General features: G+C 69.7%; 21 protein-coding genes and 1 tRNA gene. 13 read left to right on the plus strand and 9 right to left on the minus strand.

Annotated elements, in window-relative coordinates:
• Window positions 1–2 precede the first annotated feature (2 nt).
• On the plus strand, window positions 3–1,610 hold the full coding sequence (locus NRB56_RS12725; RefSeq protein WP_153341666.1) for a DUF58 domain-containing protein: 1,608 nt from the start codon (window positions 3–5) through the stop codon (window positions 1,608–1,610).
• Between the two features lie 3 nt (window positions 1,611–1,613).
• Here NRB56_RS12725 and NRB56_RS12730 read toward each other — a convergent pair whose 3' ends face one another.
• Window positions 1,614–2,405 carry an RDD family protein gene (locus NRB56_RS12730; RefSeq protein ID WP_153341668.1) on the minus strand — a complete coding sequence of 264 codons (792 nt, stop codon included), beginning with the start codon at window positions 2,403–2,405 and terminating at the stop codon, window positions 1,614–1,616.
• Window positions 2,406–2,485: 80 nt separating this feature from the next.
• On the opposite strand from NRB56_RS12730, the gene NRB56_RS12735 reads away from it, so the two are divergent.
• Entirely contained in the window at window positions 2,486–3,511 is a 1,026-nt protein-coding gene (locus NRB56_RS12735) for a stage II sporulation protein M (RefSeq protein ID WP_227837613.1), read from the plus strand.
• 757 nt (window positions 3,512–4,268) lie between these two features.
• Complete coding sequence (locus tag NRB56_RS12740; protein WP_319942917.1) at window positions 4,269–4,931, plus strand: phosphate signaling complex PhoU family protein; 663 nt, start codon at window positions 4,269–4,271, stop codon at window positions 4,929–4,931.
• A 153-nt stretch (window positions 4,932–5,084) separates the two neighbouring features.
• Here NRB56_RS12740 and NRB56_RS12745 read toward each other — a convergent pair.
• Window positions 5,085–5,167 (minus strand) — tRNA-Leu (locus tag NRB56_RS12745).
• Between the two features lie 271 nt (window positions 5,168–5,438).
• Here NRB56_RS12745 and NRB56_RS12750 point away from each other — a divergent pair.
• The 7 genes from NRB56_RS12750 (at window position 5,439) to pknB (ending at window position 15,334) form a co-directional block, all read left to right on the plus strand.
• A complete protein-coding gene (locus NRB56_RS12750) occupies window positions 5,439–6,842 on the plus strand; it encodes a DUF3662 and FHA domain-containing protein (protein ID WP_153341670.1) in 1,404 nt (467 codons plus the stop codon).
• 194 nt (window positions 6,843–7,036) lie between these two features.
• On the plus strand, window positions 7,037–7,504 hold the full coding sequence (locus tag NRB56_RS12755; protein WP_319942918.1) for an FHA domain-containing protein FhaB/FipA: 468 nt from the start codon (window positions 7,037–7,039) through the stop codon (window positions 7,502–7,504).
• Entirely contained in the window at window positions 7,501–8,958 is a 1,458-nt protein-coding gene (locus NRB56_RS12760) for a PP2C family protein-serine/threonine phosphatase (protein ID WP_319942919.1), read from the plus strand. The genes NRB56_RS12755 and NRB56_RS12760 overlap by 4 nt, the downstream gene beginning before the upstream one ends.
• Window positions 8,958–10,430, plus strand: a complete 1,473-nt coding sequence (locus NRB56_RS12765; protein ID WP_153341674.1) for an FtsW/RodA/SpoVE family cell cycle protein — start codon at window positions 8,958–8,960, stop codon at window positions 10,428–10,430. The genes NRB56_RS12760 and NRB56_RS12765 overlap by 1 nt, the downstream gene beginning before the upstream one ends.
• Window positions 10,427–11,893, plus strand: a complete 1,467-nt coding sequence (locus NRB56_RS12770) for a peptidoglycan D,D-transpeptidase FtsI family protein (protein WP_319942920.1) — start codon at window positions 10,427–10,429, stop codon at window positions 11,891–11,893. Before NRB56_RS12765 ends, NRB56_RS12770 begins: the two co-directional genes overlap by 4 nt.
• A 34-nt stretch (window positions 11,894–11,927) precedes the next feature.
• Complete coding sequence (locus NRB56_RS12775) at window positions 11,928–13,445, plus strand: protein kinase domain-containing protein (protein WP_153341676.1); 1,518 nt, start codon at window positions 11,928–11,930, stop codon at window positions 13,443–13,445.
• The gene (pknB, locus tag NRB56_RS12780; RefSeq protein WP_153341678.1) at window positions 13,442–15,334 is read left to right on the plus strand and encodes a Stk1 family PASTA domain-containing Ser/Thr kinase; all 1,893 of its coding nucleotides are present in this window, start codon (window positions 13,442–13,444) and stop codon (window positions 15,332–15,334) included. The genes NRB56_RS12775 and pknB overlap by 4 nt, the downstream gene beginning before the upstream one ends.
• Window positions 15,335–15,341: 7 nt before the next feature.
• Here the strand turns inward: pknB and NRB56_RS12785 are convergent, their stop codons facing one another.
• From NRB56_RS12785 to NRB56_RS12795, 3 genes are all read right to left on the minus strand, one after another.
• Complete coding sequence (locus tag NRB56_RS12785) at window positions 15,342–15,827, minus strand: dCMP deaminase (protein WP_319942921.1); 486 nt, start codon at window positions 15,825–15,827, stop codon at window positions 15,342–15,344.
• Between the two features lie 297 nt (window positions 15,828–16,124).
• Complete coding sequence (locus NRB56_RS12790) at window positions 16,125–16,874, minus strand: RibD family protein (RefSeq protein ID WP_153341680.1); 750 nt, start codon at window positions 16,872–16,874, stop codon at window positions 16,125–16,127.
• A 772-nt stretch (window positions 16,875–17,646) separates the two neighbouring features.
• Window positions 17,647–18,288, minus strand: a complete 642-nt coding sequence (locus NRB56_RS12795) for an aminodeoxychorismate/anthranilate synthase component II (protein WP_153341682.1) — start codon at window positions 18,286–18,288, stop codon at window positions 17,647–17,649.
• 182 nt (window positions 18,289–18,470) lie between these two features.
• Between NRB56_RS12795 and crgA the strand changes: the two genes are divergently transcribed.
• Entirely contained in the window at window positions 18,471–18,737 is a 267-nt protein-coding gene (gene crgA / locus NRB56_RS12800; RefSeq protein ID WP_153341684.1) for a cell division protein CrgA, read from the plus strand.
• A gap of 64 nt (window positions 18,738–18,801) precedes the next feature.
• Window positions 18,802–19,332, plus strand: a complete 531-nt coding sequence (locus NRB56_RS12805) for a PH domain-containing protein (protein WP_319942922.1) — start codon at window positions 18,802–18,804, stop codon at window positions 19,330–19,332.
• A 144-nt stretch (window positions 19,333–19,476) separates the two neighbouring features.
• Here NRB56_RS12805 and NRB56_RS12810 read toward each other — a convergent pair whose 3' ends face one another.
• Window positions 19,477–20,343, minus strand: coding sequence for a rhomboid family intramembrane serine protease (locus tag NRB56_RS12810; RefSeq protein ID WP_319942923.1), 867 nt, complete (start codon window positions 20,341–20,343; stop codon window positions 19,477–19,479).
• Window positions 20,344–20,370: 27 nt separating this feature from the next.
• The gene (locus tag NRB56_RS12815; protein ID WP_319942924.1) at window positions 20,371–20,904 is read right to left on the minus strand and encodes a peptidylprolyl isomerase; all 534 of its coding nucleotides are present in this window, start codon (window positions 20,902–20,904) and stop codon (window positions 20,371–20,373) included.
• A 132-nt stretch (window positions 20,905–21,036) separates the two neighbouring features.
• On the opposite strand from NRB56_RS12815, the gene NRB56_RS12820 reads away from it, so the two are divergent.
• Window positions 21,037–21,234, plus strand: a complete 198-nt coding sequence (locus NRB56_RS12820; protein ID WP_153341690.1) for a hypothetical protein — start codon at window positions 21,037–21,039, stop codon at window positions 21,232–21,234.
• A gap of 12 nt (window positions 21,235–21,246) precedes the next feature.
• On the opposite strand, the gene NRB56_RS12825 is transcribed toward NRB56_RS12820, so the two are convergent.
• The gene (locus NRB56_RS12825) at window positions 21,247–22,092 is read right to left on the minus strand and encodes an ABC transporter permease (RefSeq protein WP_227837615.1); all 846 of its coding nucleotides are present in this window, start codon (window positions 22,090–22,092) and stop codon (window positions 21,247–21,249) included.
• Window positions 22,089–23,078, minus strand: coding sequence for an ATP-binding cassette domain-containing protein (locus NRB56_RS12830; RefSeq protein ID WP_153341692.1), 990 nt, complete (start codon window positions 23,076–23,078; stop codon window positions 22,089–22,091). The genes NRB56_RS12825 and NRB56_RS12830 overlap by 4 nt, the downstream gene beginning before the upstream one ends.
• Between the last annotated feature and the right edge of the window lie 664 nt (window positions 23,079–23,742).

Here is a 23,742-nt window from a genome sequence, read left to right on the forward strand (position 1 = left end):
CGATGGTGGTGACGGGCCGGACGGCCGCGCTGGCGGCCGCGGCCGCGCTGATCGTCATGCTCGCCGCGCCGTCCCCGGCCGGGGTGCTGGTGGCGACCGCCCTCCTGCTCGCCCTGATCGCCGCCGACGCGCTGACCGCGGGCCGGGCGGCGCAATTGGAGCTGTCCCGGCCGGCGCTGACGGTGGTCCGGGCCGGTCGGGAGACCGAGGTGACCGTGACGGTCGTCAACACCGGCGCTCGCACGATCCGCGGCCGACTGTGGGACGACTGGCCGGCCGGCGCGCACGCGCGTCCCGTGGCGGCGCACCGGCTGCGACTACCTCCGAACACGAAGGTCCGGATCACCACCCGGCTGACCCCCGCCCAGCGTGGCGACCGGGTGGCCGGCCCGATCACACTGCGGCTGATCGGCCCGCTGGGCCTGGCCGGTCGGCAGGTGCGCCGCACGGTCCCGGCCCGGGTGCGGGCCCTGCCCCCGTTCCGCAGCGAGCGGATCCTGGTCTCGAAGGTGAAGCAGGTGCAGCACCTGGAGGGCCGCAACGTGGTCAACATGCGCGGCCAGGGTTCCGAATTCGATTCGTTCCGGGAATATGTCGCGGGCGACGACGTCCGGGCCATCGACTGGCGGGCCACCGCCCGCGCGGCCGACGTGCTGGTCCGCACCTGGCGCCCGGAACGCAACCGGCACGTGCTGATGGTGCTGGACACCGGCCGGGCGTCCGCGGGCCGGGTGAACGGCACTCCGACGGTCCGCACGGGCAGCCACCCGGCGGGCCGGGTCGGCGGCACCGGATCAGGTCACTCTCCTGGCACGGCGGAGGGGTTCGCCGGGAACACCACGCGGAACGGGACCGCGGCGGGCCGCGCGGAAAACACCGCGGCGGGCCGCGCAGACGACACCGCGGCGAGCCGCACAGGCAACACCGCGTCAGGCCATGCGGAGACCACCGCGCAGGGCCGCACAGGAGATTCCGCCGGCGGTACCGGCGACCCGGCGGCGGGCCGTGCCGACGGGTACGGCTATCGGCTCGAGCCGACCGGCACGGACGGCACCCGGCTGGACGCGAACATCGAGGCGGCGTTGCTGCTCGGCGGACTGGCCGCCGCGGCCGGCGACACCGTCGACCTGATCGCCTACGACCGCTCGGTGCGCGCCGAGGTCCGCAACGCCGCCGGGCGCGGTGTGCAACCGAAGCTGATGCACGCGCTGTCCGGCGTCGTGCCCGCGCTGGTGGACACCGACACCGGCGGCCTGGTCCGCACCGCGATCCGATACGCCCGCCGCCGCAGCCTGGTGGTGTGGTTCACCAGTCTCGACGGCGCACTGGTCGAGGAGAACCTGCTGCCCGTCCTGCCGGTGCTCACCGCGCGGCACCGGGTGCTGCTGGTCTCGGTGACCGATGCCGAACTGGCCGCCGCGGCCGGAGCCAGGTCCACCGCCGCGGAGGTGTTCACCGCCGCGGCGGCGGAGAGCGTCCTCGCCGAGCGGGCCCTCGTCCGGGAAACGTTGCGCCGCCGTGGAGTCGGCGTGATCGCGGCCACCGCCGACCGGCTGCCCGGCCTGCTCGGCGACGAATACCTGGAACTCAAACAGTCCGGCGCGGTCTGACCACTACCACGAGACATGTTCCAGCGGCATGAGATTCGGCTGCGCGGGCACACCCAGGGTACGACGCTGCCGCTCCGAGACGATCGCGCCGAGGATGTGCAGCGGCGGGGTTCCCGGCGGCGGGACCGCCCGGATCCGCCGGCACACCGCCGTCACCAGCGCGCGTCCCAGCTGCTGCTGGGTCTCCGGGGTGAGTTCGAAGTAGCGGGTGAGATAGTGCCGGGCGGGCAGCGCCAGATCCTCGGTGAGCCCGGACAGATCCAACTGCTGCGCCCAGCCCTGCAGCCAGGGCGGCATGATGGCGAGCTTGGGCCACGGAATCGGATTGCGGTCGTAGACCACCACGGTGCCGGCCAGGACGTCGCCGACCCGCCGGGCCCGGGCCGAGCACAGCGAGGTGAGCACGCCGATCGCGCCGAAGACGCCGAATCCCCAGAAGTCGATGATCACCGCCGCCAGGCCGCGGGTGAGCGCGTGCCGGAAATCTATCGGCCCGCCGTCGCCGCGCACCACCCGCAGGCCGAGCGCGGCCTTGCCGGGAGTGCGGCCGCGCAGCAGCGTTTCCCAGACGATCGGATAACCGGCCAGCACGGCCACGAACATCACCGTGAACGCCGTATCCCACCACGCCCCATCGGTATCGACGCCGGCGAGCACCGCCAGCGCGACCATGACGAGCAGCCAGCCGAACAACAGTTGCAACAGCACGTCGATCACGAAAGCCACGGCCCGGGTGGGGATGCGGGCGATGGGCAGGTCGAGGGCGACGGCCTCGCCGGTGGTGAATACAGCCATGGCCTCCACAGATTAACCTTTCGGGAGGCCCCCTTCGAGAGATGCGGTGGCCGACCGGTATTCGGCACGGGAGGCCATCGATGGATGTGGACGCGTACGCCTACGCGCATCGACGGGCCTGGGAGCGGCTCGATCAGCTGGCCCGCCGCCGGCGGCTGACCGGCGCGGAATCCGACGAGCTGGTGGCGCTGTACCGGCGTACCTCCCAGCAGGTGGCCCGGCTGCAGGTGCAGTCGCCGGAGGCGGGCCTGCTGGCAGGGCTGAGTACCGTGCTGGCGCGCTCCCGGGCCCAGATCCTCGGCAGCCGGACGGACGCCTGGGCGGAGATCGCCCGCTTCGTCACGCACCGCTTCCCGGCGGCGGTGTATCGCGCTCGCCGGTGGTGGCTGGGGGTGGCCGCGGTCTTTCTCGGGGTGACCGCCGGCCTCGCGATCTGGGTGCCCGGCTCCGGGACGGCCCGCCGGGCGTTCGGGATCCCTTCCGACACCGGCGACATGACCGATCCCGGCGGCCGGTTCGAGACCTATTACTCCGAGCATCCGCACGACGCGTTCGCCGCGCAGGTGTGGACGAACAACGCCTGGGTGGCCGCGGGGGCGCTGTTCACCGGGGCGCTGATCCTCCCGGCGGTCTACATGCTGTTCATGAACGCGCTGAATCTGGGCGTATCGGCCGGCCTGATGGCCGAGGCGGGGCGGCTGGACGCGTTCTTCGGCTTCATCCTGCCGCACGGGATGCTGGAACTGACCGCGATCTTCGTCGCGGGCGGCGCCGGCCTGCAACTGGGCTGGACCCTGATCGATCCGGGGCGGGACAGCCGCGCCCGGGCGCTCGCCCGGCGTGGCCGGGCCGCCGCCACGATCGCGCTGGGGCTGTCGGGCGTGCTCCTGGTATCGGGATTGATCGAGGGATTCGTGACCCCCAGCGGCTGGCCCGCCCCGATCCGGATCGGGATCGGCGTCCTGGCCGAGGTCGGATTCCTGGTCTATGTGTTCGGTCCGGGCCGGTGGGCGGCGCAGGCGGAAGCGATGCGGCGCACGGCGGCGGCATCGGAGACATCGAGGGCGACCGGTACGTCAGCTACCGAATGGCGCATACCCGCCTGAACAAATCGAACGACCCGGATCGAGGGCCTCGAAGAGAAGATTCGGACCACCTCGACAGATTCGGCCGGGTCCGGATTTGAGAGCCACTGGCCGCAGCGAGTCCAGCTCAGCTGCGGCCAGCGTTACCGTCAACTCTACACAATCGTTATCGCGATGCAACCACCGTCGCGCCGGTCGAGACCCGGGGCGGACCTTCCGGACACGGGGTACGAGACAGGTCGGTCGGGATTACAGCAAACTTTCAGTAACCGATTTTCGGCCCCGGACAGGCTCGAAAGCCTCTATCACACGCCCCTCACCGGCGCACCGGATCCGATCACCGGGGAGCTTTCCGCGCATCGACCGACCGAGTTTGCCGAGCGGATTCGATACCGCGCACGATGCGCGAAAACATGGCCATACGCTGGCTGTTAACCCGAGGTACATCTGTTGGCGGGCGGATTGCGAGGAAAGAAACAGACTCGAAGTTTGTTTACAGCCAATGATTCAAGATGCAAGTTAGGTGATTATCACGGTTCGAAGTATCACCGGTTTATTCCGACCCGCCGGGGGGCCGCACCATGTTCGCTCGACCGCCCCGGCAACTGGCCGAGGCGGTTACCCCGGCACCCGTCCGACGCGGATGAATGCGGCGAAGATCACACCGGCGGAACCAACCTGGTAGTTCCCCCCGCGGAGACCCACCTCGGCCACGGAACCCCCTGGTCGGTTTCTCATTAATTGTGCGGTTGACGCGGCAACCAGTGAAGATAGCCGTGTGCGGACGAAATTCTCCTCCGAGCTCGCGGCACTCACCGAGGAGCTCGCCGGGCTGGCGAGCCTGGCGCAGGAGTCCACCGAACGAGTCGCGGTGGCGGTGACCGAGGCGAACCTCACCGCCGCGTACGAAGTCTTCGCCATCGATGAACAACTCCGACAACGACACGGGGCCTGCGAGAACCGGGCCGTGATCCTGCTCGCGCTGGAAGCCCCCGTCGCCCGCGATCTCCGGCAGGTCGTGAGCGCGATGCAGATCGGCGACGATCTCGCCCAGATGAGCTGGCTCACCAGCCGGATCGCGGACCGCGTGGTGCACCACTATCCTGCGCCGGTCGCGCCGGCGGACATCATCAGCGTGCTCGGCGAGATCGGGCACGCCACCGCCGAACTCGCCGCGGTCGCGCAGCGGGCCATCGCCGCGCACAATCCGGCGGCGGACGATCCACCCGTGCTGCCCGATCGCACGCTGGCCGATGCCCGGCAGCGCCTGCTGCAATCGGTCTCGGATCCGGACTGGCCGCACGGCCACGTCATGGCGGTGGATCTCGCGCTCCTGGTCCACCACTACGAGCGTTGTGCGGAACACTGCGTCCGGATCGGCCGGCTCATCCGGTTCTTCCACACCGGGCTGCCGTTGTCGGCCCAGACCCCGGAGGACTGACCGGATTCGGCCGGGCCGGCGCCGCGGATCCCGACCCGCGGCGTCGTCTCCGGGCCGGCGCGCCGCGATCCGGGTCGCCGCGCGCAATCCGGAAACGCGTCGGGCCGGTCATCGACATGTCGATGACCGGCCCGATACCGTACTGCATTACAGTGGGCGAAGGGGGACTTGAACCCCCACGTCCCGAAGGACACTGGCACCTGAAGCCAGCGCGTCTGCCATTCCGCCACTCGCCCGAGCGACTGGAGAACACTAACACGGGCTTTTGCCGGATCAGAAATCGCCTGGTCAGATGGTTAACCGTCGTTATCCAGGCCGGTTTGCAGCACTATGCTGGGGCGGGGAACTCTCACACCCTACCGAGAGTTACAGGTGTGGAGGATCGTGGATATCATGCAGGGACTGTGTCCGACCGGCGACACGCCCTATTGGCATGTCACGGAATGACGGCGAGTACCGCGAACGACACCCGCGCACCGAGCGGAGCGCACGGAGAGGAGGCAGGCGATGGGCATCGTGTCCCGTTTCGAACGCCGTCTCCAGGGCGCCGTGGGCGATGCGTTCGCCCGGGTCTTCGGTGGCAGCGTCGTCCCCCAGGAAGTGGAAGCGGCACTGCAGCGCGAGGCGACCGACCGGGTCACCGAGCTCGAGGGCGGCCACCTGCTCGCCCCGAACCGCTATGTGATCACCGTCAACTCATCCGACCTGCAGCAACTGGATGCGGACGAGGATCTGACGGTACGTGCGTTCGCCAGACACCTGCAGGACTACATTCACGATCAGGGCTGGCAGACGTACGGCGAAGTGCACGTCGAATTCGAGGCATCCCCTACGCTGCACACCGGACAGTTCAGGACGCGCGGCCGGGTCGACCCGGACGTGGGTCGCCGGGAATCGTCGGCACACCGGCCTCCCGACCGACCTGGACGACCCCCACAACGAACCGCAAACCCGCAACCAGGAGCTGGCCCCATGACGCAGAACTCTGGCTACGACCCCAGCCGTGAGCCCGCGGAGTCCGATCCACGCAATCGCGGGTTCGCTCCGCCGCCCGGCCAGGGCGGCTATCGCGACGAGTACGGGCGTGGCCAGTACAGCGGCGGTGAGTACGGCGCTCAGGAGTCGCAGCAGGGCTACGGCGAGTACCAGAACGGCTACGACTACAACGCCGGCGGCAACGCGGGCAACGCCGGGTACAGCCAGCAGCCGGGCGCCGGGTACGGCCAGCAGCCGGGCTACGGCCAGCAGGGCGGCGGCTACGACCAGCAGGGGTACGCCGAGCAGGGGTACGGGCAGCAGCAGCCGGGCTACGGCCAGCAGGGCGGCGGCTACGACCAGGGCTACGGTGACGCCGCGTACGGCCAGCAGGGTTACGCGGACCAGGGTTACGGCCAGCAGGCGGGCTACGCCCAGCAGGGCTATGCCGATCAGGGCTACGCCCAGCAGCCGGGCGCCGCCGGCTACGGCCAGCAGGCCTACGGCGGCCAGCAGGCCCCCGCCGGCTACGGCCAGGGCGGCTACGGCGCCGAGGACCAGGCCTACGGCCAGCAGGCGGGCTACGCGCCGCAGGGAGCGGGTTACGCCCCCGCCGCCCCGCCGCAGCAGCCGGCCCGCGGCGCTTCCGGTTATTCGGCCACCCTGCAGCTCGACGACGGCAGCGGCCGGACTTACCAGCTGCGGGAAGGCAGCAACATCATCGGCCGCGGCCAGGATGCCCACTTCCGGCTGCCCGACACCGGGGTGTCCCGCCGCCATATCGAGGTGCGCTGGGACGGCCAGACCGCGATGTTGTCCGATCTCGGATCGACCAACGGAACGCTGGTCAACGGCTCTCCCGTGCAGGATTGGCAGCTCGCCGACGGGGATGTGATCCGCGCCGGGCATTCCGAGATCCTGATCCGAATCGTCTGATCCCGTAAGCTCGCCGGTGCAGTCACGGAATGAGCCGAGATTTCCCCTCGGCCGTATCGTGATCGCAACCGGTCGTCGGCCCTATGATGCTGCCAGCACTCGGTCGGCTGCAGCACCAGGTCCGCAGTCGGCCGACGAGCCGGTTGGGGGTCGAACCGTACCTACGACACCGGTCGAACAGGAGGTGGAGCGCCGTGCAGGGACTGATCCTGCAATTGACCCGTGCGGGGTTCCTGCTGCTGTTGTGGCTTTTCGTATGGGCGGTGCTCCGCACCCTGCGCAGCGACATCTACGCGGCATCCGGCATTCGGATCCAGTCCCGGGCCGCGCGCGGTTCCGCGGTGCTGCCGTCCTTCAGCCGGGGCCAGAAGGGCGCCAAATTTCTAGTGGTGACTCAGGGTTCACTCGCCGGTACGCGCATCACGCTGGGCACCCAACCGGTGCTCATCGGGCGTGCCGACGACTCCACACTCGTTTTGACCGACGACTACGCCTCGACCCGGCACGCCCGGCTGTCGCCACGCGGCGAGGACTGGTACGTCGAAGATCTAGGCTCCACCAACGGGACCTACCTCGATCGAGCGAAGGTCACCACTCCCGTCCGAGTTCCGCTCGGCACTCCTGTCCGTGTCGGTAAGACAGTGATCGAGCTGCGATCGTGACACTTGTTCTCCGCTACGCAGCGCGCAGCGACCGTGGTCTCGTCCGTTCCAACAACGAAGACTCCGTCTACGCCGGCGCCCGCCTGCTCGCACTCGCCGACGGCATGGGTGGTCACGCCGCCGGCGAGGTGGCCTCCCAGCTGATGATCGCCGCCCTCGCCCACCTCGACGACGACGAACCGGGCGACGACCTGCTCGGCAAGCTCGACCGCGCGGTCCGGGAGGGCAATGCGGCGATCGCCGACCAGGTCGAGGAGGAACCGGAACTCGACGGCATGGGCACCACGCTCACCGCCATCCTGTTCGCCGGTCGCAAACTCGGCCTCGCGCACATCGGCGACTCGCGCGCCTACATGCTCCGCGGCGGCGAGCTGACCCAGATCACCCGCGACGACACCTTCGTGCAGTCGCTGGTCGACGAGGGCCGGATCACCCCCGAGCAGGCGCACACCCATCCGCAACGCTCGCTGATCATGCGCGCGCTGACCGGCAACGAGATCGAGCCCACGCTCATCGTCCGGGAAGCCCGGTCCGGCGATCGCTACCTGCTCTGTTCGGACGGCCTGTCCGACGTGGTCAGCGACGAGACGATCACGAACACGATGCGGGAGGGCAATACCGACGAGGCGGCCGACCGGCTCATCGAGCTGGCGCTGCGCAGCGGCGGCCCGGACAACGTGACCGTGGTCGTCGCCGATGTCATCGACCTGGACTACGGCCAGAGTCACCCGATCGTCGCCGGGGCGGCCTCCGGCGAGGACGAGGACACCCCACCGCCGAACACTGCCGCCGGACGGGCCGCCGCGATGCGCCCCCCTCGGGCAACGCCGCGACGGAATCCCGTCGCGGCGGAAGCCCCGGCCCCGCGCAAGAGCCATAAACTGCGCTGGATCGTGCTGTCGCTGGCGTTGCTGATCGCCGTGGTGGCCGGACTCGCGGTGGGCTACAAGATGATTCGCGGTAATTACTACGTCGGCGCCGAGAACGGCAACGTGGTGATCCTGCGCGGTCTCCCGGGCGCGGTGCTGGGCTACTCGATCCACGACATCGATCAGGTCTCCTGCGTCGATCGCACCGGAAAGCTCACCCTGATGAGCCCTGGCGCCGGCTTCCCCAGCGGCTGCCGGCAGCTCCAGGTCACCGATCTCAAGCAGACCGGCCGCGACAAGGTGAACAACGGCCTTCCGCCGGGCTCGTTCGACAGTGCCCACCGGCAGCTGGAGACCCTGGCCCACCAGGATCTGCTGCCCGCCTGCCTGACCGTGCCCGCGCAGCAGCCGGTCACCACCCCCACGCCCACGCCGGCGCCCGTCCCGGTCGACACCAACGCGCCGGTGCCTCCGACCGGCGACACCCCGCCTCCGCCCGCCGAGACCAAGCCGCCGGCGCCGGCGCCGACCACCATCGCGCAGCCGCCGCAGACCCCGGGGGAGAACTGCAGGAAGGCGGACTGATGTCCGCACCGGCATCGCCGTCGACCGCAGCGTTCCCGATACCCCCCGGCGGGTTCGCTCCCGCACCGTCCCCCGCGACCCGCCGCAACGTCGAACTCCTGTTGCTGGCGTTCGCGGTCGTGATCACCGTGATCGCGGCGGTGCTCGTGGAGGCGGGACAGAACCAGCGGGTCACCCGGGAGCTCGCCCCGATCGCGCTGGCCGATCTGGCGCTGTTCGGGGTCGCGCATCTGGCGGTGCGCCGGTACGCGCTGTTCGCCGACCCGCTGCTGCTGCCGATCGTGGCCCTGCTCAACGGAATCGGCCTGGTGCTGGTGCATCGCCTCGACCTCGGCAGCGAGCAGACCGCGGCCTCCAACTTCGCACCGGTGCCACCGCCGGACGCGAATCACCAACTGCTGTGGACCGCACTGGGTATCGGGCTGTTCGTGGCGGTGCTGGCCGGGCTGCGGGACTACCGCACGCTGGCCCGGCACGGCTACCTGTGCGGCGGCCTGGGCCTGATCGCGCTGATCCTGCCGGCGGTGCTGCCGACGCGCTACGCCGAGACCAACGGCGTGCGAATCTGGTTGCGGCTGAACGGGTTCACGATGCAGCCGGTGGAGCTGGCCAAGGTCGCGATGATCGTCTGCTTCGCGGCGGTGCTGGTGTCCAAGCGGGAGCTGTTCACCGCGGCCGGCCGGCATCTGCTCGGGGTCGAGCTGCCGCGACTGCGCAATCTCGGCCCGCTGCTGCTGGTCTGGCTGGCCTGTACCGCGGCGCTGCTGTTCGAACAGGATCTCGGGGTCGCGGTGCTGATCTTCGTGTCGGCGCTGGCACTGCTGTACATCGCGACCGAGCGGCTGGGCTGGCTGTTCGCCGGCGCGGTCCTGGGCGTGATCGGCTTCGTCGTCGCTTACGACCGCTGCGACGCGGTGCGGACCCGGATCGCCGACTGGGTCGATCCGTTCGCGGACTACCACAACACCGGCTACCAGATCGCGCAGTCGCTGTTCGGCCTGGCCACCGGCGGGCTGGCCGGTACCGGCCTGGGCAGCGGGCGGCCGAATCAGGTGCCGTTCGCCAAGACCGATTTCATCGTCGCCACGGTCGGCGAGGAGCTCGGCCTGATCGGCCTCACCGCGGTGCTGGTGCTGTTCACCGTGCTGGTGCTGCGCGGCCTGCGGACCGCGCTGGCGGTACGGGACAGTTTCGGCAAGCTGCTCGCCGCCGGGCTGGCCTTCGCCCTCGGGCTGCAGGTCTTCCTGGTCTTCGGCGGGGTCACCAAACTGCTGCCGCTGACCGGCCTGGCCACCCCGTTCCTCTCCTACGGCGCCTCGTCACTGCTGACCAACTACGTACTGCTGGCGCTGCTCGTCAAGATCTCCGACGCCGCGCGCGCCCCCGCCCCGGCCCGTAGGAAGGAAGCGGTGCCCACGGTCGTGGTGGAGCGCCCGACGGAACTGATCCGCACGGGAGGGGAGCTCGCGTGAACACGCCTCTGCGCCGCGTCGCGATGGCCGTGCTGCTGATGATCGTGGCGCTGCTGCTCAACGCGACCTACGTCCAGGTGATCAAGGCCGACAGCCTGCGCAGCGATCCGCGCAACTCGCGCGTGCTGCTCGACGAGTACTCCCGGCAGCGCGGGCAGATCTCGGCCGGCGGCGCCGTGCTGGCCAGTTCGGTCGCCACCGACGACCGGTACAAGTACCTGCGCACCTATCCGACCGATCCGATGGCGTACGCGCCGGTCACCGGCTTCTACTCGATGCAGTACGGCAGCACCGGCCTGGAGCACGCCGAGGATTCGATGCTCAACGGTTCGGACAGCCAGTTGTTCGGGCGGCGGCTGATCGACCTGGTGTCCGGCCGTGACCCGCGCGGCGGCAACGTGTCCACCACGATCAACCCGGCCATGCAGAAGGTCGCCTACGATCAGCTGACGAGCAAGGGGTACACCGGTTCCGTGGTGGCCATCGAACCGAGTACCGGCCGGATCCTGACCATGGTGTCCACGCCCAGCTACGACCCCAATCAGCTCTCCGGTCACGACGGCGCCCGCGACACCAGGTCGTGGGAGGCGCTGTCGTCCGACCCGCACCAGCCGATGCTGAATCGGGCGGTCTCGCAGACCTATCCGCCGGGCTCCACCTTCAAGGTCGTGGTGGCCGCCGCCGCGCTGTCGGCAGGCGTCAAACCCGAGGATCAGTTCACCGCGGCGCCCACCATCACGTTGCCGGACACGACCACCACGCTGGAGAACTACAACGGCTCGACCTGTGGCAACGGCCCGAGCGCGTCGATGACCGACGCGTTCGCGCGGTCCTGCAACACCGCCTTCGCGGAGATCGGCATGAAGGTCGGCGCCGCGAAGCTCAAGGACGAGGCCGCGGCCTTCGGGATCGGGCAGCACGGCAACATCCCGATCCCGGTCGCCGACAGCACGGTCGGCACCATCTCCAGCACCGCGGCCCTGGCCCAGAGCAGCATCGGGCAGCGCGACGTCGCGCTCACCCCGCTGGACAACGCGGTCATCGCCGCCACCATCGCCAACGGCGGCGTGCGGATGGAACCGCACCTGATCGAGCAGCTGCAGAATCCGGACCTCACCGAACTCTCCCGGACCAAGCCGGTCTCGGTGGGCCAGGCGGTCAGCGCTCAGGTCGCGTCCACCGTGACCTCGATGATGATCGCCTCGGAGAACTACTCCACCGGCGGTACGAACCAACGCCCATATCAGATCGCGTCCAAGACCGGAACGGCCGAGCACGGCACCGATCCCCGCAACACGCCGCCGCACGCCTGGTACATCGCGTTCGCGCCGGCGGCGAACCCGAAGATCGCGATCGCGGTCATCGTGGAGAACGGCGGGGATCGCGCTCTGGCGGCCACCGGCGCCTCGGTGGCGGCTCCCGTCGCCCGGGCGGTGCTCGACGCCGGCATGCCGACGGGCTGAACGACATGAACAGACTTAGCCTACGGGGGCTGGAATGCTGACCAACGGTGCGATGATCGCGGACCGGTACCGACTGCATCGACTCATCGCCACCGGCGGCATGGGCCAGGTGTGGGAGGCGCTGGACACCCGCCTGGACCGCCGGGTCGCGGTGAAGGTGCTCAAGGCGGAGTTCTCCGCGGATCCCACCTTCCGGCACCGGTTCCGTACCGAGGCGAAGACCACGGCCCAGCTCAACCACCCGGGCATCGCGGGCATCTACGACTACGGCGAGACCTTCGACCCCTCCGGCGGCGAGACCGCGTACCTGGTCATGGAACTGGTCCAGGGCGAACCGCTGAACGCCGTGCTGAGCCGGCTCGGCCGGCTGTCGGTGGCGCAGGGCCTGGACATGCTGGAGCAGACCGGTCGTGCACTCGAGGTCGCCCACGCGGCGGGCGTCGTGCACCGGGACGTGAAGCCCGGCAACATCCTCGTGACGCCGACCGGCCAGGTGAAGATCACCGACTTCGGCATCGCCAAGGCCGTCGACGCGTCCCCCGTCACCAAGACCGGCATGGTGATGGGCACCGCGCAGTACATCGCCCCCGAACAGGCCACCGGCGAGGACGCCACCTCGGCCAGTGACGTGTACTCCCTCGGCGTCGTCGGTTACGAGGCGCTTGCCGGGCAGCGGCCGTTCACCGGCGACGGCGCGCTGACCGTCGCGATGAAGCACGTCCGCGACACCCCGCCGCCGATGCCCGCCGATCTGCCCGCCAACGTGCGCGAGCTGATCGAGATCACCATGACCAAGGATCCGTCGCGGCGCTATCGCAGCGGCGGGGAGTTCGCCGACGCCGTGGCCGCGGTCCGGTCCGGCCGGCGGCCACCGGTGCCGGGCGGCATGGGCAACACCCCGACCGGAGCGGCGCGCGTGCTGCCGCCGACCGGTGCGACCACGGTGATACCGCGCAACGACTACGACCGGTATCAGCCGCCGGGGCGCAATCAGCCGCCGATGGGCGCCACCTCCGTCATGCCGAACCGGTCGGCCACCCCGCCGGGCGGCGGCGGCTACGATCCGGGGCCGCGCTTCACCAACGGTCAGAAGGCCCTGGCCGGCGTCGCGGTGGGTGCGATTCTGATCGGCATCGTGCTGTGGCTGCTGTTACAGGGCTCGTCGAAGCCGGCGCCGCAGACTCCGTTCCGGCCGAGCACCTCGCTGTCGGTGCCGCCGACCACGACCGCCGCGCCGACCACGACGCTCACGACCACCACCGAGGACGACACTCCCACCAGACAGGCGCCGCCTCCGCCGGTCACCACGACCCAGGACACGCCCACGACCACACCGGCACCCACCACGACGACAACCACGGCACCGACCACCACGACCCGGGGACGCCCGACCTCGCCGACCACCAGTGGTCGCGCAGGTATCCCGGGAATCGACATACCATCAGTGCCGAGCATTCCCGGCGCCCACGGCACCTCGGGCAACGGCAACTCGAGCGGTAACCAGAACGACCACACCAGCGTCCCAGCCACCGCCTCGCAAGGACTACCATGACGACCCCGAAGAATCTGTCCTCTCGGTACGAGCTGGGCGAGATCATCGGATTCGGTGGCATGTCCGAGGTCCACAAGGCCCGGGACCTGCGGCTGGGGCGGGACGTCGCGATCAAGGTGCTGCGCGCGGATCTGGCCCGCGACCCCACGTTCTACCTCCGCTTCAAGCGCGAGGCGCAGAACGCGGCCGCGCTGAACCATCCGGCGATCGTGGCCGTCTACGACACCGGCGAGGCCCAGATCGACGGCGGCCCGCTGCCGTACATCGTGATGGAGTACGTCGACGGCGACACCCTGCGCGACATGGTGCGCGGCCAGGGTCCGCTGCCGCCGCGGCGCGCGATGGAGATCATCGCCGACGTCTGCGCGGCGCTGGACTTCAGCCACAAGAACGGCATCGTGCACCGGGACATGAAGCCGGCCAACATCATGATCAACCGCCAGGGCGCGGTGAAGGTGATGGATTTCGGCATCGCCCGGGCCATTGCCGACAGCGCGAATCCGATGACGCAGACCGCCGCGGTGATCGGCACCGCGCAGTACCTGTCGCCGGAGCAGGCCCGCGGCGAACAGGTCGACGCGCGTTCCGACGTCTACTCGGTCGGCTGCGTGCTGTTCGAGATCCTCACCGCCGAGCCGCCGTTCACCGGTGACTCCCCGATCGCGGTCGCCTATCAGCATGTCCGGGAGGATCCCCGGCTGCCCTCGCACGTCCATCCCGGGGTGCCGCGCGAACTCGACTCGGTCATCCTCAAGGCGATGGCGAAGAATCCGGCCAACCGGTATCAGACCGCCGCCGAGATGCGCGGCGATCTGATCCGGGTGCTCGGTGGTCAGCGACCGAACGCGCCCATGGTGATGACCGACGAGGATCGCACCACCTTCCTCGGCAGCATGGATTCGGCGCCGGGCGACTACGGCGACGACACCGGTGAACACGACCTGCGCGGCTCCGACGGAAGCGGTCGCCGCTCCCTGCTGATCTGGCTCGGCGCCGCGGCGGCGGTCATCGTGGCGTTCGCCCTGTACTGGGTGCTGCTCGGCCCCGGCAGCCGGCCGGACCAGATCGCGATCCCGGACCTGGCGAACAAACCGGCCGCCGCCGCGCAGTCCGACCTGCAGAAGGCCGGTTTCACCGTGGCCGTCCAGGAGAAGCCGGACGGCAAGATCGCCGCGGGCAACGTCATCGCGACCCAGCCGCTGGGCGGTTCCCGGGTCGACAAGGGCAGCACCGTCACCGTGCAGGTGTCGACCGGTCCGCAGCAGGTGGCCGTCCCGCGGCTGGCGAAACTGACCCAGCAGCAGGCCGAGCAGCAACTGAACTCGGTGGGCCTGAAGATGGACCCCCAGGTCCAGCAGAGCGCCTCCAGCATGGACGACAAGGACAAGGTGGTGAACCAGACGCCGCCGGAGGGCACCAAGGTGGACGCCGGCAGTCCGATCACCCTCTTCATCGGCCACGGCCCGGACCAGGTGCGGGTGCCGCAGGTGGTCGGCCAGTCGATCGACGTGGCGGAGCCGAATCTGGTGGAGAGCGCGGGATTCAAGATCTCGGTCCAGCAGGTGCAGTCCTCCCGGCCCAAGGGCGAGGTGATCGCGACCACCCCGTCCGGCGGTTCGATGGCCGACAAGGGCTCGACGGTCACCGTGCAGGTGTCCTCCGGCGACATCACCATGCCGAGCCTCGTCGGGCTGACCCCGTCCCAGGCGGTGGACCGGCTGCGCTCGGCGGGCTGGACCGGCGGCGCCGGCCAGATCGCGCAAACCACCCAGGGCACCTTCGACGCCGGCAACGTGGGCCGGATCATTGATCAGCAGCCCAAGGCCGGATCGTCGGTCGCCAAGGACGGCATCGTCACCATCGTCACCGGGGTACTCGGCCCGCCGTGACGGCCGGTCAGGACAGGTCGAGGTGCCGGTTCATCGACATGGCCTCCGCGGCCAGATCCGGCAACTCGATCACCTCGATGCCGTGCTCGCGCAGTTTCTCCACGCCGACGCAGTCGGCCACGAAGGTGGCCGGTTCACGCCACGCGATGACGACGCGGGCGACCCCGGCGGCCAGGATCCGGTCGGTGCACGGCGCCCGATCCACCGAGGCGCGCCGCGAACACGGCTCCAGGGTGCTGTAGACGGTCGCCTGCGCCAGCCGCGGGTCGTCGCCGAGTTTGTTCAACGCCGATTCCTCGGCGTGCACCTTGGCATCGGTCTCCCGCGAATAGCCGTGTGCGAGTTCGGTTCCGTCGGCGCCGACGATCACCGCCCCCACCGAGAACGCGTTCTCGCTGACCGGGCAGAGCCGGGCCAGCCCGATGGCGTGATGCATCCAGAACCGATGCGCCGCAGCAGGGCTCGCGTGCCGGTTCTCGAAATCGATTGTCACTGTGACACTTCCAATCTGTGCTGGTACCTGGCTGGTCCCTGACACCGGTCCCGCACGACCGGCCCGTGCTACGCCGATCCCCGATCGCCGTGCAGGCCGACCCGGATGGCGTCCACGACCCGCGGATCACCGCCCGCCATCGCCGGACATCGCCGGCCGTTCGACGCTCGCCGACCGGCAAGCAATGGATGCGTCGTCACAACCCGCCGGTGAAGCGAAACCGCCTCGCGTTCGTTCCTCGTCCGCACACAGCGGACGACCGTGCCGCCACGGAGGTCCGCGCGATCCGGGCCACCGTCACGGCCGATGACCGGCCGAACGATCCGGCGACCGATCGGCCGTGGCCGCCGGGCTGTCGCCGACCGGCGGATCGCCCGTGCCGTGCGGTAGATACCGCAGGACCGCGATATCGCCGAGACGGGTGACGTCCGCCAATATCATTCTGCGCTCGGAACCGCCGGGATAGTCGGCCGGATGCAGAAAGCGCGGAGCGTCCGGATCGCCGACCAGGATCGGAGCGACCGCCAGCAGCAATTCGTCGGCCAGGCCGGCGGCGAGGAAACGGGTGTGGATGTGGCCGCCACCCTCCACCATCAACCGCTCGATGCCGCGGGCGCCGAGGTCGTCGAGCAACGCGCCGAAGTCGAGATTCACACCCAGCGTGACGACCTCCGCCAGTCCATCCAGATCACCACCGAGTCGCGCGGCCCCGAATGTCGTGGTGTACACCAGCTTCCGGCCACCGGTGTGCAGAAAGCGCAGGTCCGGGTCGAGGTCCCCGCTCGCGGTCACGGTGATCTTCGCCGGGTGTTCCGGTTTCCCGTCCGCCACCCGCCGAGCACGCCGCGACTCGCTGCGGACCAGCAGCCGCGGATCGTCGCTCCGCAGGGTCCGCGCCCCGACCAGGATCGCATCGGACTCCGCGCGGACGGCATCCACCCGATCGAAGTCGTCCGCGTTCGACAGCAGCAACCGTTGTGCCGACGAATCGTCCAGATAGCCGTCGATACTCACCGCGGCCGACAGCAGCACATACGGACGAGTCATCCACCGATCACACCACACTGTGCACAACAGCGATTCGCCTGTGCATGCTTCGCAAACCGTCGTGTGGAGCCGAACTGCCGAGATTGGCCGCACGCCTCGGCACCGGTTTGTGCACAGGCCGATCCCCCGGTCGGCGGTCGCGCTTCGGCCGACGCCCGGCGAACAGCGCCGCACCGTCCGCCTCGGATACCTCTTACTCAGATACCTCTTACATCGAATCGCTTCGGGGCAACAACGATGCCCGACCCCACGACACACGGCCACACCGTGCCGGGCCGATTTCCGACAGCCACCTGCACCATCACTGTGTGGACATGTCCGGCACAGCGATGTCGACCCGGCCTGTGGCTGGGGAATACCGGCGGCTGGTATCGCGGCGAGGCCGCGCAAGTGATGCGAGCGGCAAGACCGGGCCGGTGGTGCGAGGCAGCGCGGCCGGGACAGTGGCGGGAGGCAGCGCGGCCGGGACAGGGGCGGGAGGCTGCGAGGCCGGGACAGTGGCGACGGGCGCGAGGCGGCGAGGTACGGGCCGCGAACTGGGCTGGAGCGGCGCCTACTACTCCGGTGCGCACCGCAGCGTCGATCCCCGGCGGAGCCGAGCAGCCGGTGCGGCGCTGTTCGCCGGGCGTCGGCCGAAGCGCGACCGCTGACGGCCCGGTGACCAGTGCACATACCCGTCCCGAGTTGTCCACAGGCTGGTCGGCAGCTGTGCACAACTTGACGGCCGCACGGTGGAACCGACCGGGGTCCACGCACCGGCCGCGTCGGCGGCTCACAGCGCGAGTGCGGCGACCTCCGCCTCGAGGGTGGAGATAAGTCCCTCGGTGGGCCGCTCGCCACAGACCTCCAGCCAGTTGGCCAGCATCCGGTGCCCACCCTGGGTGAGCACCGATTCGGGATGGAACTGCACGCCGTGGATGGGCAGGGTGCGATGCCGCAACGCCATCACGATGCCGCTCTCGGTGCGGCCGGTGACCTCGATCTCGTCGGGCAGGGTGTCCTCGAGCACGGTCAGCGAGTGGTAGCGGGTGGCGGTGAACGGGTCGGGCAGGCCGGCCAGAACCCCCGCGCCCTTGTGGAAAACCGAGCTGGTCTTGCCGTGCAGTAGTTCGGGAGCGCGGGTGACGGTCGCGCCGAAGGCCTCGCCGATCGCCTGATGCCCCAGGCACACCCCGAGCAACGGGGTCAGATTTCGAGCGGCCGCGCGGACCAGTTCGATGCTCGCGCCGGCCCGGGCCGGGGTGCCTGGCCCGGGGCTGATCAACACCCCGTCGTACTCCGTCACCACGTCGTCCACCACCGCCAGCTGCGGATCGTCGTTGCGCCACACCGTGGCCTCGACGCCAAGCTGGCCGAGGTACTGCACCAGGTTGAACACGAAGCTGTCGTAGTTGTCGACCACCAGTACGCGCATGGTCCGAGCCTACGTCCCGCCCGATCGGCGGTCGCGGGAATATCCGGCACACGACCCGACAACAGTCCGGACCCCGGACGTATACCCAGCTGGGATAGCCTTTAGGCAGACCGGTAGATGGCCGGCGCGGCCGCAGGGCCACGCCCCGCCGGTACGACCTGTACGCCGAATACGAGGACGTCATGCCCAAGTCGAAGGTCCGGAAGAAGACCGATTACCCGCTCACCCCGACCAGCCGCACCCCGGTGCGCGTGAAGGCGGCGGGGCCGTCACCCGCCTGGTACATCACCGTCATGCTCGGCTTCATGCTGGCCGGGCTGGTCTGGCTGCTGGTGTACTACCTGGGAGCCGATCACATCTCCTGGATGAGTGATCTGGGCGCCTGGAACTTCCTGATCGGTTTCGGCCTGATGGTGATCGGCCTGATCATGACCATGCGCTGGCGCTGATCCACAGCTGTGGATATCCACACCTGTGGATAGCAGTGTGGACAACTCGAGGAGCAATGGGGACGTGACCGAACAATCGTCCGCGCAGCCCGTCGGTGATCCGTCGGCGGAACCGCGCCTCGCTTGGTCCACACCGCTGCCCGCGTTGATCGCCGCGGCGCTCGGCGGCGTCGCGCTGGCGGTCGCCGCGGGTTTGTCCACAGATCCCCCCGGCCGCCTGCTGGTCGGCCTGGGAGCGGCATTGCTGCTGGTCCTGGTGCTGATCGGCGTCCGGCAGCGGCCGCGGTTGCAGGTCCGGACCGGGCCCGAGCCACGCCTGATCGTCCGCGGTGTGCTGGGGCCTGTGGAGTATTCGCCGGAGCAGATCCGGCGTGCCCGGGTGGTGACCACCCCCAGGCTCGGCCGGCGCGTCCCCAACCTGGAGATGGACGTCGATCACCGGGGGGACGAGCGGTTGTTGATATTCGGCCGCTGGGATCTGGGCACTCATCCACAGGATGTGCTCGACGCGCTCGTCGTGCACCGCCTGGCCAAGCCCGGCGATGCCTATCCGGGCGAGGCCGGGCCCGAGGCCGACCGGCCGGGCGCCTGGTGACCGCGCGACGCTGCCGACAACCGGCAGTCGCCGTCGAGCCGACGCTTGTGGCGGCCGCCGGTGGGCGCGAATTCAGCCATCCGGCGGACCAGCCAGCCGTACCACCGGTCGCCGGACGGGACGTACACCCGCATCGGGCGATGATCAGCCCGAAATGCTCGCCGCCGCACCCACGATGGCGATGATCGCGATCGCAGCCACCCCGCCCACCGCCGCCCAGCCGATCGTCCGCACCGATTCCCGGGTCTTCGCGCCCAGCCACTGGGGCAGGAACAGAATGCCCACCGCGGCCAGCGTGCCGGCGGCCAGACCGCCGAGATGCCCCCACAGCGAGATGCCCGGCAGTGAGACGCTGATGATCAGGTTGATCGCGATCAGCACCAGCATCTGCACCGGACTCTGCCGCAGCCGCAGCAGGATGACCGTCATCGCGCCGAACAGGCCGTAGATCGCGCCGGACGCCCCCGCAGTGGCCGCGTTCTGCGCCAGCCACATCACCGCTGCCGACCCGCCCAGCAGCGCGGTGAGATAGACCGCGAGATAGCGCGCCCGGCCCAGCACGAGTTCGGTGTCCCGGCCCAGGATGTACAGCGCGAACATGTTCACCAGCAGGTGTATCGGCCCGTAGTGCAGGAATCCCGCGCCGAGCACGCGCACCCACTGACCCTGGTCCGCCACCATCCGCGGGGCGAGCACCCAGTCGTAGAACAGCCGCGACATCTGGTTGTCGCCGACGCTGTGCGCCTGCACCGCCGTCGCGGCGAACACCGCCACATTGAGGGCGATCAACCCGTAGGTGACGTAGGGGGTCGGCCGCGCGGCACCACCGGGCGCGGGCCGGATCTGCCGGGTCTGCGCGCCCTCCTGCCGCAGGCAGTCGACGCAGTGCTGGCCGACCGCGGCCGGCCGCAGGCATTCGGGGCAGGCCGGACGCCCGCACCGCGTGCATGCCAGGCCGGTGGGCCGGTCGGGATGGCGGACGCAGGTCGATGCGGGCGGGTTCGGGTTCACGTCACAACACAACCAGAAAATGCGGTGTCAGGAGAGCGTGATGCCGGAGACGGTGATCGCATCCTTCGGCCGGTCGTTGCGGTCGGTGGGGGTGGCGGCGATCGCGTCGACCACTTTGCGGGAGTCCGGATCCACCACCTCGCCGAAGATCGTGTGCCGCCGGTTCAGGTGCGGCTGTGGGCTGACGGTGATGAAGAACTGTGAGCCGTTGGTCTTGGTCCCCGGGCCCGCGTTCGCCATACCCACCAGATACGCCCGGTCGAACCGCAGTTCCGGATGGAATTCGTCGCCGAATTCGTACCCCGGACCGCCGCGACCGCTGCCGGTCGGATCGCCGGTCTGGATCATGAAGCCGTCCATCACACGATGGAACTGGACGCCGTCATAGAACGGGCCGGACGTGGTGCCACCGCCGTTGGGTGTGGTGTACGGCGCGGAGCCGTCGGCCAGGCCGACGAAGTTCCGTACCGTCCGCGGGGCGTGGTTACCGAAGAGCGCGATCGCGATATCGCCGAGGTTGGTGTGCAGCGTGGCCACGGCGGTCTGATTCGGTGAGGTCACGCGGACCATGGTGCCACGCGGGGACCGGTCCACTCGGAATCACCACCCGGCACGGTCGCTCGTGGTCGGCGACACGCTGAGTACGTGACCTGCCGCGCTGCGCGAAGGACGCCGCTGTGTCACAGTGGTCGCATGGCTCTGGGGAGTATTCGGGAATCCGGAAAGTTGCGTAACCGCCTCGTCGTCGCGGTTCTCATCGCGCTGGTCACCGCCGTCGCCGGCGTGCTGCGCGCGCGTCGTCCGCAACTGCCTCCCCCCGCGCCGGAACCGCCGCGCATCGGCTACTCCAGCAACGGCGCCACCCCGCAGGGCAGCACCGTCCGCGTCTGAGGCGCGTCACCGTCAGCGGCTGACCGCGCGGCGGAACTGACGCAGCGCCAGCGGTACGAAGATCACCAGGATCACCACCACCCAGATCAAGGTCGTGGCGGTCGGATGCCGGATCGACCACACCGCCTCGGACGGCACCGCCGCCGAACTGTTGCCGAACAGCACCCGGGTGGCCTGGGTGACCGCGGACACCGGATTCCACTCCGCGAAAACCCTCAGCGGCGTGGGCAATTCGCTACTCGGCACGAAGGTGTTCGCGATGAATGTCAGCGGGAAGATCACCATGAAACTCGCGTTGTTGAAGACCTCCGGAGTGCGCACCAGCAGCCCCACCACGGCCATGATCCAGGACACCGCGTACGCGAACACCAGTAACAGCACGTAGGCCAGCACTGCGTCCAGCAGCGACCCGCGGATGCGCCAGCCGACGGCGAAGCCGGTCACAGACATGACCACCAGGCTCACCACGTTGATGACGACATCCGCGACCGTACGCCCGATGAGCACCGCGGCCGGGGTCATGGGCAGTGAACGGAACCGGTCGATGATGCCCTTCTGCATGTCCTCGGCCAGGCTCGAGCCCGTGAAGGTGGCGCCGAAAACCGCTGTCTGCGCGAAGATTCCGGCGATCAGGAACTCGCGGTAGGAGGTGCCCTCCAGCTTGATCGCCGAGCCGAACACGTAGGCGAACAGGAGCACGAACATGATCGGCGACAGGGTCGAGAAGATCAGTACGTCGGGCACCCGGCGGATCTTGATGACATTGCGCTTGGTGATGGTCAGGCTGTCGCCGACGAGGTCGGCCAGCCGCTGGGCCGGCGAGGTGCGGTCGAGCGCGCGATCGTCGAGCGTGGTCATCGGGAGGATCCTTCCGACGGCGCCGCCGCGGCGCCGTTGACGAGTTCGTCGGCCTCGTGGCCGGTGAGCATGAGGAAGACGTCGTCGAGCGAGGGCCGGCGCAGCGCCACGTCGTGGATGGCCACTCCGTGCGCCGCCAGCTTGCCGACCGCGTCCACCAGGGCCTGGGAGCCGTCGCTGACCGGCGCGGTGAGCCGCCGCAGCGCCGGCTCCACATGGACCTCGCCGATCGCCAGCCCCGCCAGCGCCTCGCGCGCGGGCCCGATGTCGTCGGCCTGCCCGACCGTGAGCTCGATGCGATCGCCGCCGACCAGGGTCTTCAGCTCGTCGGCGGTGCCGCGGGCGATGACCCGGCCGTGATCGATGACCGCGATCGAATCGGCCAGCCGGTCGGCCTCCTCCATGTACTGCGTGGTGAGCAGCAGGGTGGTGCCGCCGGCGACCAGTTCCTCGATGACGTCCCACAGGTCGAGCCGCGCCCGCGGATCCAGCCCTGTGGTCGGCTCGTCGAGGAACAGCACCGGCGGGTTGGCCACCAGCGCACCGGCGAGATCGAGACGGCGGCGCATGCCGCCGGAGTAGCCCTTCACCGGCCGATCGGCGGCCTCGGTGAGCCGGAACCTGGCCAGCAGCTCGCGGGCCCGCTCCTTGCTGCGCTGCACGCCCAGGTGGTACAGCCGCCCGACCATCTCCAGATTCTCGAAGCCGGTCAGGTATTCGTCGACGGCGGCATACTGCCCGGACGCGCCGATGTGGGCCCGTAACCGCTGCGGATCGCGCAGCACGTCGATCCCGGCGACGGTGGCGCTGCCCGCGTCCGGGGTGAGCAGCGTCGTCAGCACCCGGACCGTGGTGGTCTTCCCGGCGCCGTTGGGTCCCAGCAGCGCGGTGACCGTGCCCTCGGGGACCGTGAGGTCGAGCCCGTCCAGGGCCACGAGCCGGCCGTACCGTTTGACCAGTCCCTCGGCGATGATGGCGTCGGGCATGACTCTCCTGACTGGGCGACGACTGTGGATGCCGGCCCGGGGGCCGACGGTGCAGCCAGTATCGCGGAGCCCACCGACAAGTTTCACCCGATTTATCCCCAGCCGGGCCGGATGCGACCCTCCCCAGCTCCGGCGCAGGTGGGCGAGATTTTCTGCACATGTTGTGCACAGTTGTGCGGTGCCGGTGCACATCTCGGCGGCTGCCCTGCACAGCTGATCCACGAGTTACACCCATGCCGCGCACAGCTCGGACCCGGGGAAACGGCGAGGCCGCATCCCGGGATCCGGCGGTGCTCGGGGGGTGCCGGGTCGGGATGCGGCCTCGCGATCAATGGTCGTCCGCACGCGCCGCGAATTCCCGAGTAGTGCGGTACGCGTCTTTCATTTCGCCCGTACTCGATCGGCCGTTGCCGACACGCCGGATGATCGGGACGACGCGGACGCGGGCCCGGAAATTCGCGTGCGCTACCCGCTCGGCGCCACCGCGGACCGCTCGGGACCGCCACCGCGGCGCAATCGCGCGGACCACGAAAAGTACTGCGGTACAACCACTTCGGCCACCCCGAAGCCCCCAACGGAATGGCGCCGCCGCGTACCTTCGCACAGCTGCGAACCGCCGCGGCGAAAAACTTTGGGAAAGTGGCCGCGCTCATACGCCCGCGAG

It is taken from the genome of Nocardia aurantia, assembly GCF_009604425.1.
Taxonomy (GTDB): domain Bacteria; phylum Actinomycetota; class Actinomycetes; order Mycobacteriales; family Mycobacteriaceae; genus Nocardia; species Nocardia aurantia.

Coding starts and splice junctions, on each gene's coding strand:
- NRB56_RS12725 (WP_153341666.1), top strand. CDS start 3: ATGGTGGTGACGGGCCGGACGGCCGCGCTGGCGGCCGCGGCCGCGCTG.
- NRB56_RS12730 (WP_153341668.1), bottom strand. CDS start 2,405: ATGGCTGTATTCACCACCGGCGAGGCCGTCGCCCTCGACCTGCCCATC.
- NRB56_RS12735 (WP_227837613.1), top strand. CDS start 2,486: ATGGATGTGGACGCGTACGCCTACGCGCATCGACGGGCCTGGGAGCGG.
- NRB56_RS12750 (WP_153341670.1), top strand. CDS start 5,439: ATGGGCATCGTGTCCCGTTTCGAACGCCGTCTCCAGGGCGCCGTGGGC.
- NRB56_RS12765 (WP_153341674.1), top strand. CDS start 8,958: ATGTCCGCACCGGCATCGCCGTCGACCGCAGCGTTCCCGATACCCCCC.
- NRB56_RS12775 (WP_153341676.1), top strand. CDS start 11,928: ATGCTGACCAACGGTGCGATGATCGCGGACCGGTACCGACTGCATCGA.
- pknB (WP_153341678.1), top strand. CDS start 13,442: ATGACGACCCCGAAGAATCTGTCCTCTCGGTACGAGCTGGGCGAGATC.
- NRB56_RS12790 (WP_153341680.1), bottom strand. CDS start 16,874: ATGACTCGTCCGTATGTGCTGCTGTCGGCCGCGGTGAGTATCGACGGC.
- NRB56_RS12795 (WP_153341682.1), bottom strand. CDS start 18,288: ATGCGCGTACTGGTGGTCGACAACTACGACAGCTTCGTGTTCAACCTG.
- crgA (WP_153341684.1), top strand. CDS start 18,471: ATGCCCAAGTCGAAGGTCCGGAAGAAGACCGATTACCCGCTCACCCCG.
- NRB56_RS12820 (WP_153341690.1), top strand. CDS start 21,037: ATGGCTCTGGGGAGTATTCGGGAATCCGGAAAGTTGCGTAACCGCCTC.
- NRB56_RS12825 (WP_227837615.1), bottom strand. CDS start 22,092: ATGACCACGCTCGACGATCGCGCGCTCGACCGCACCTCGCCGGCCCAG.
- NRB56_RS12830 (WP_153341692.1), bottom strand. CDS start 23,078: ATGCCCGACGCCATCATCGCCGAGGGACTGGTCAAACGGTACGGCCGG.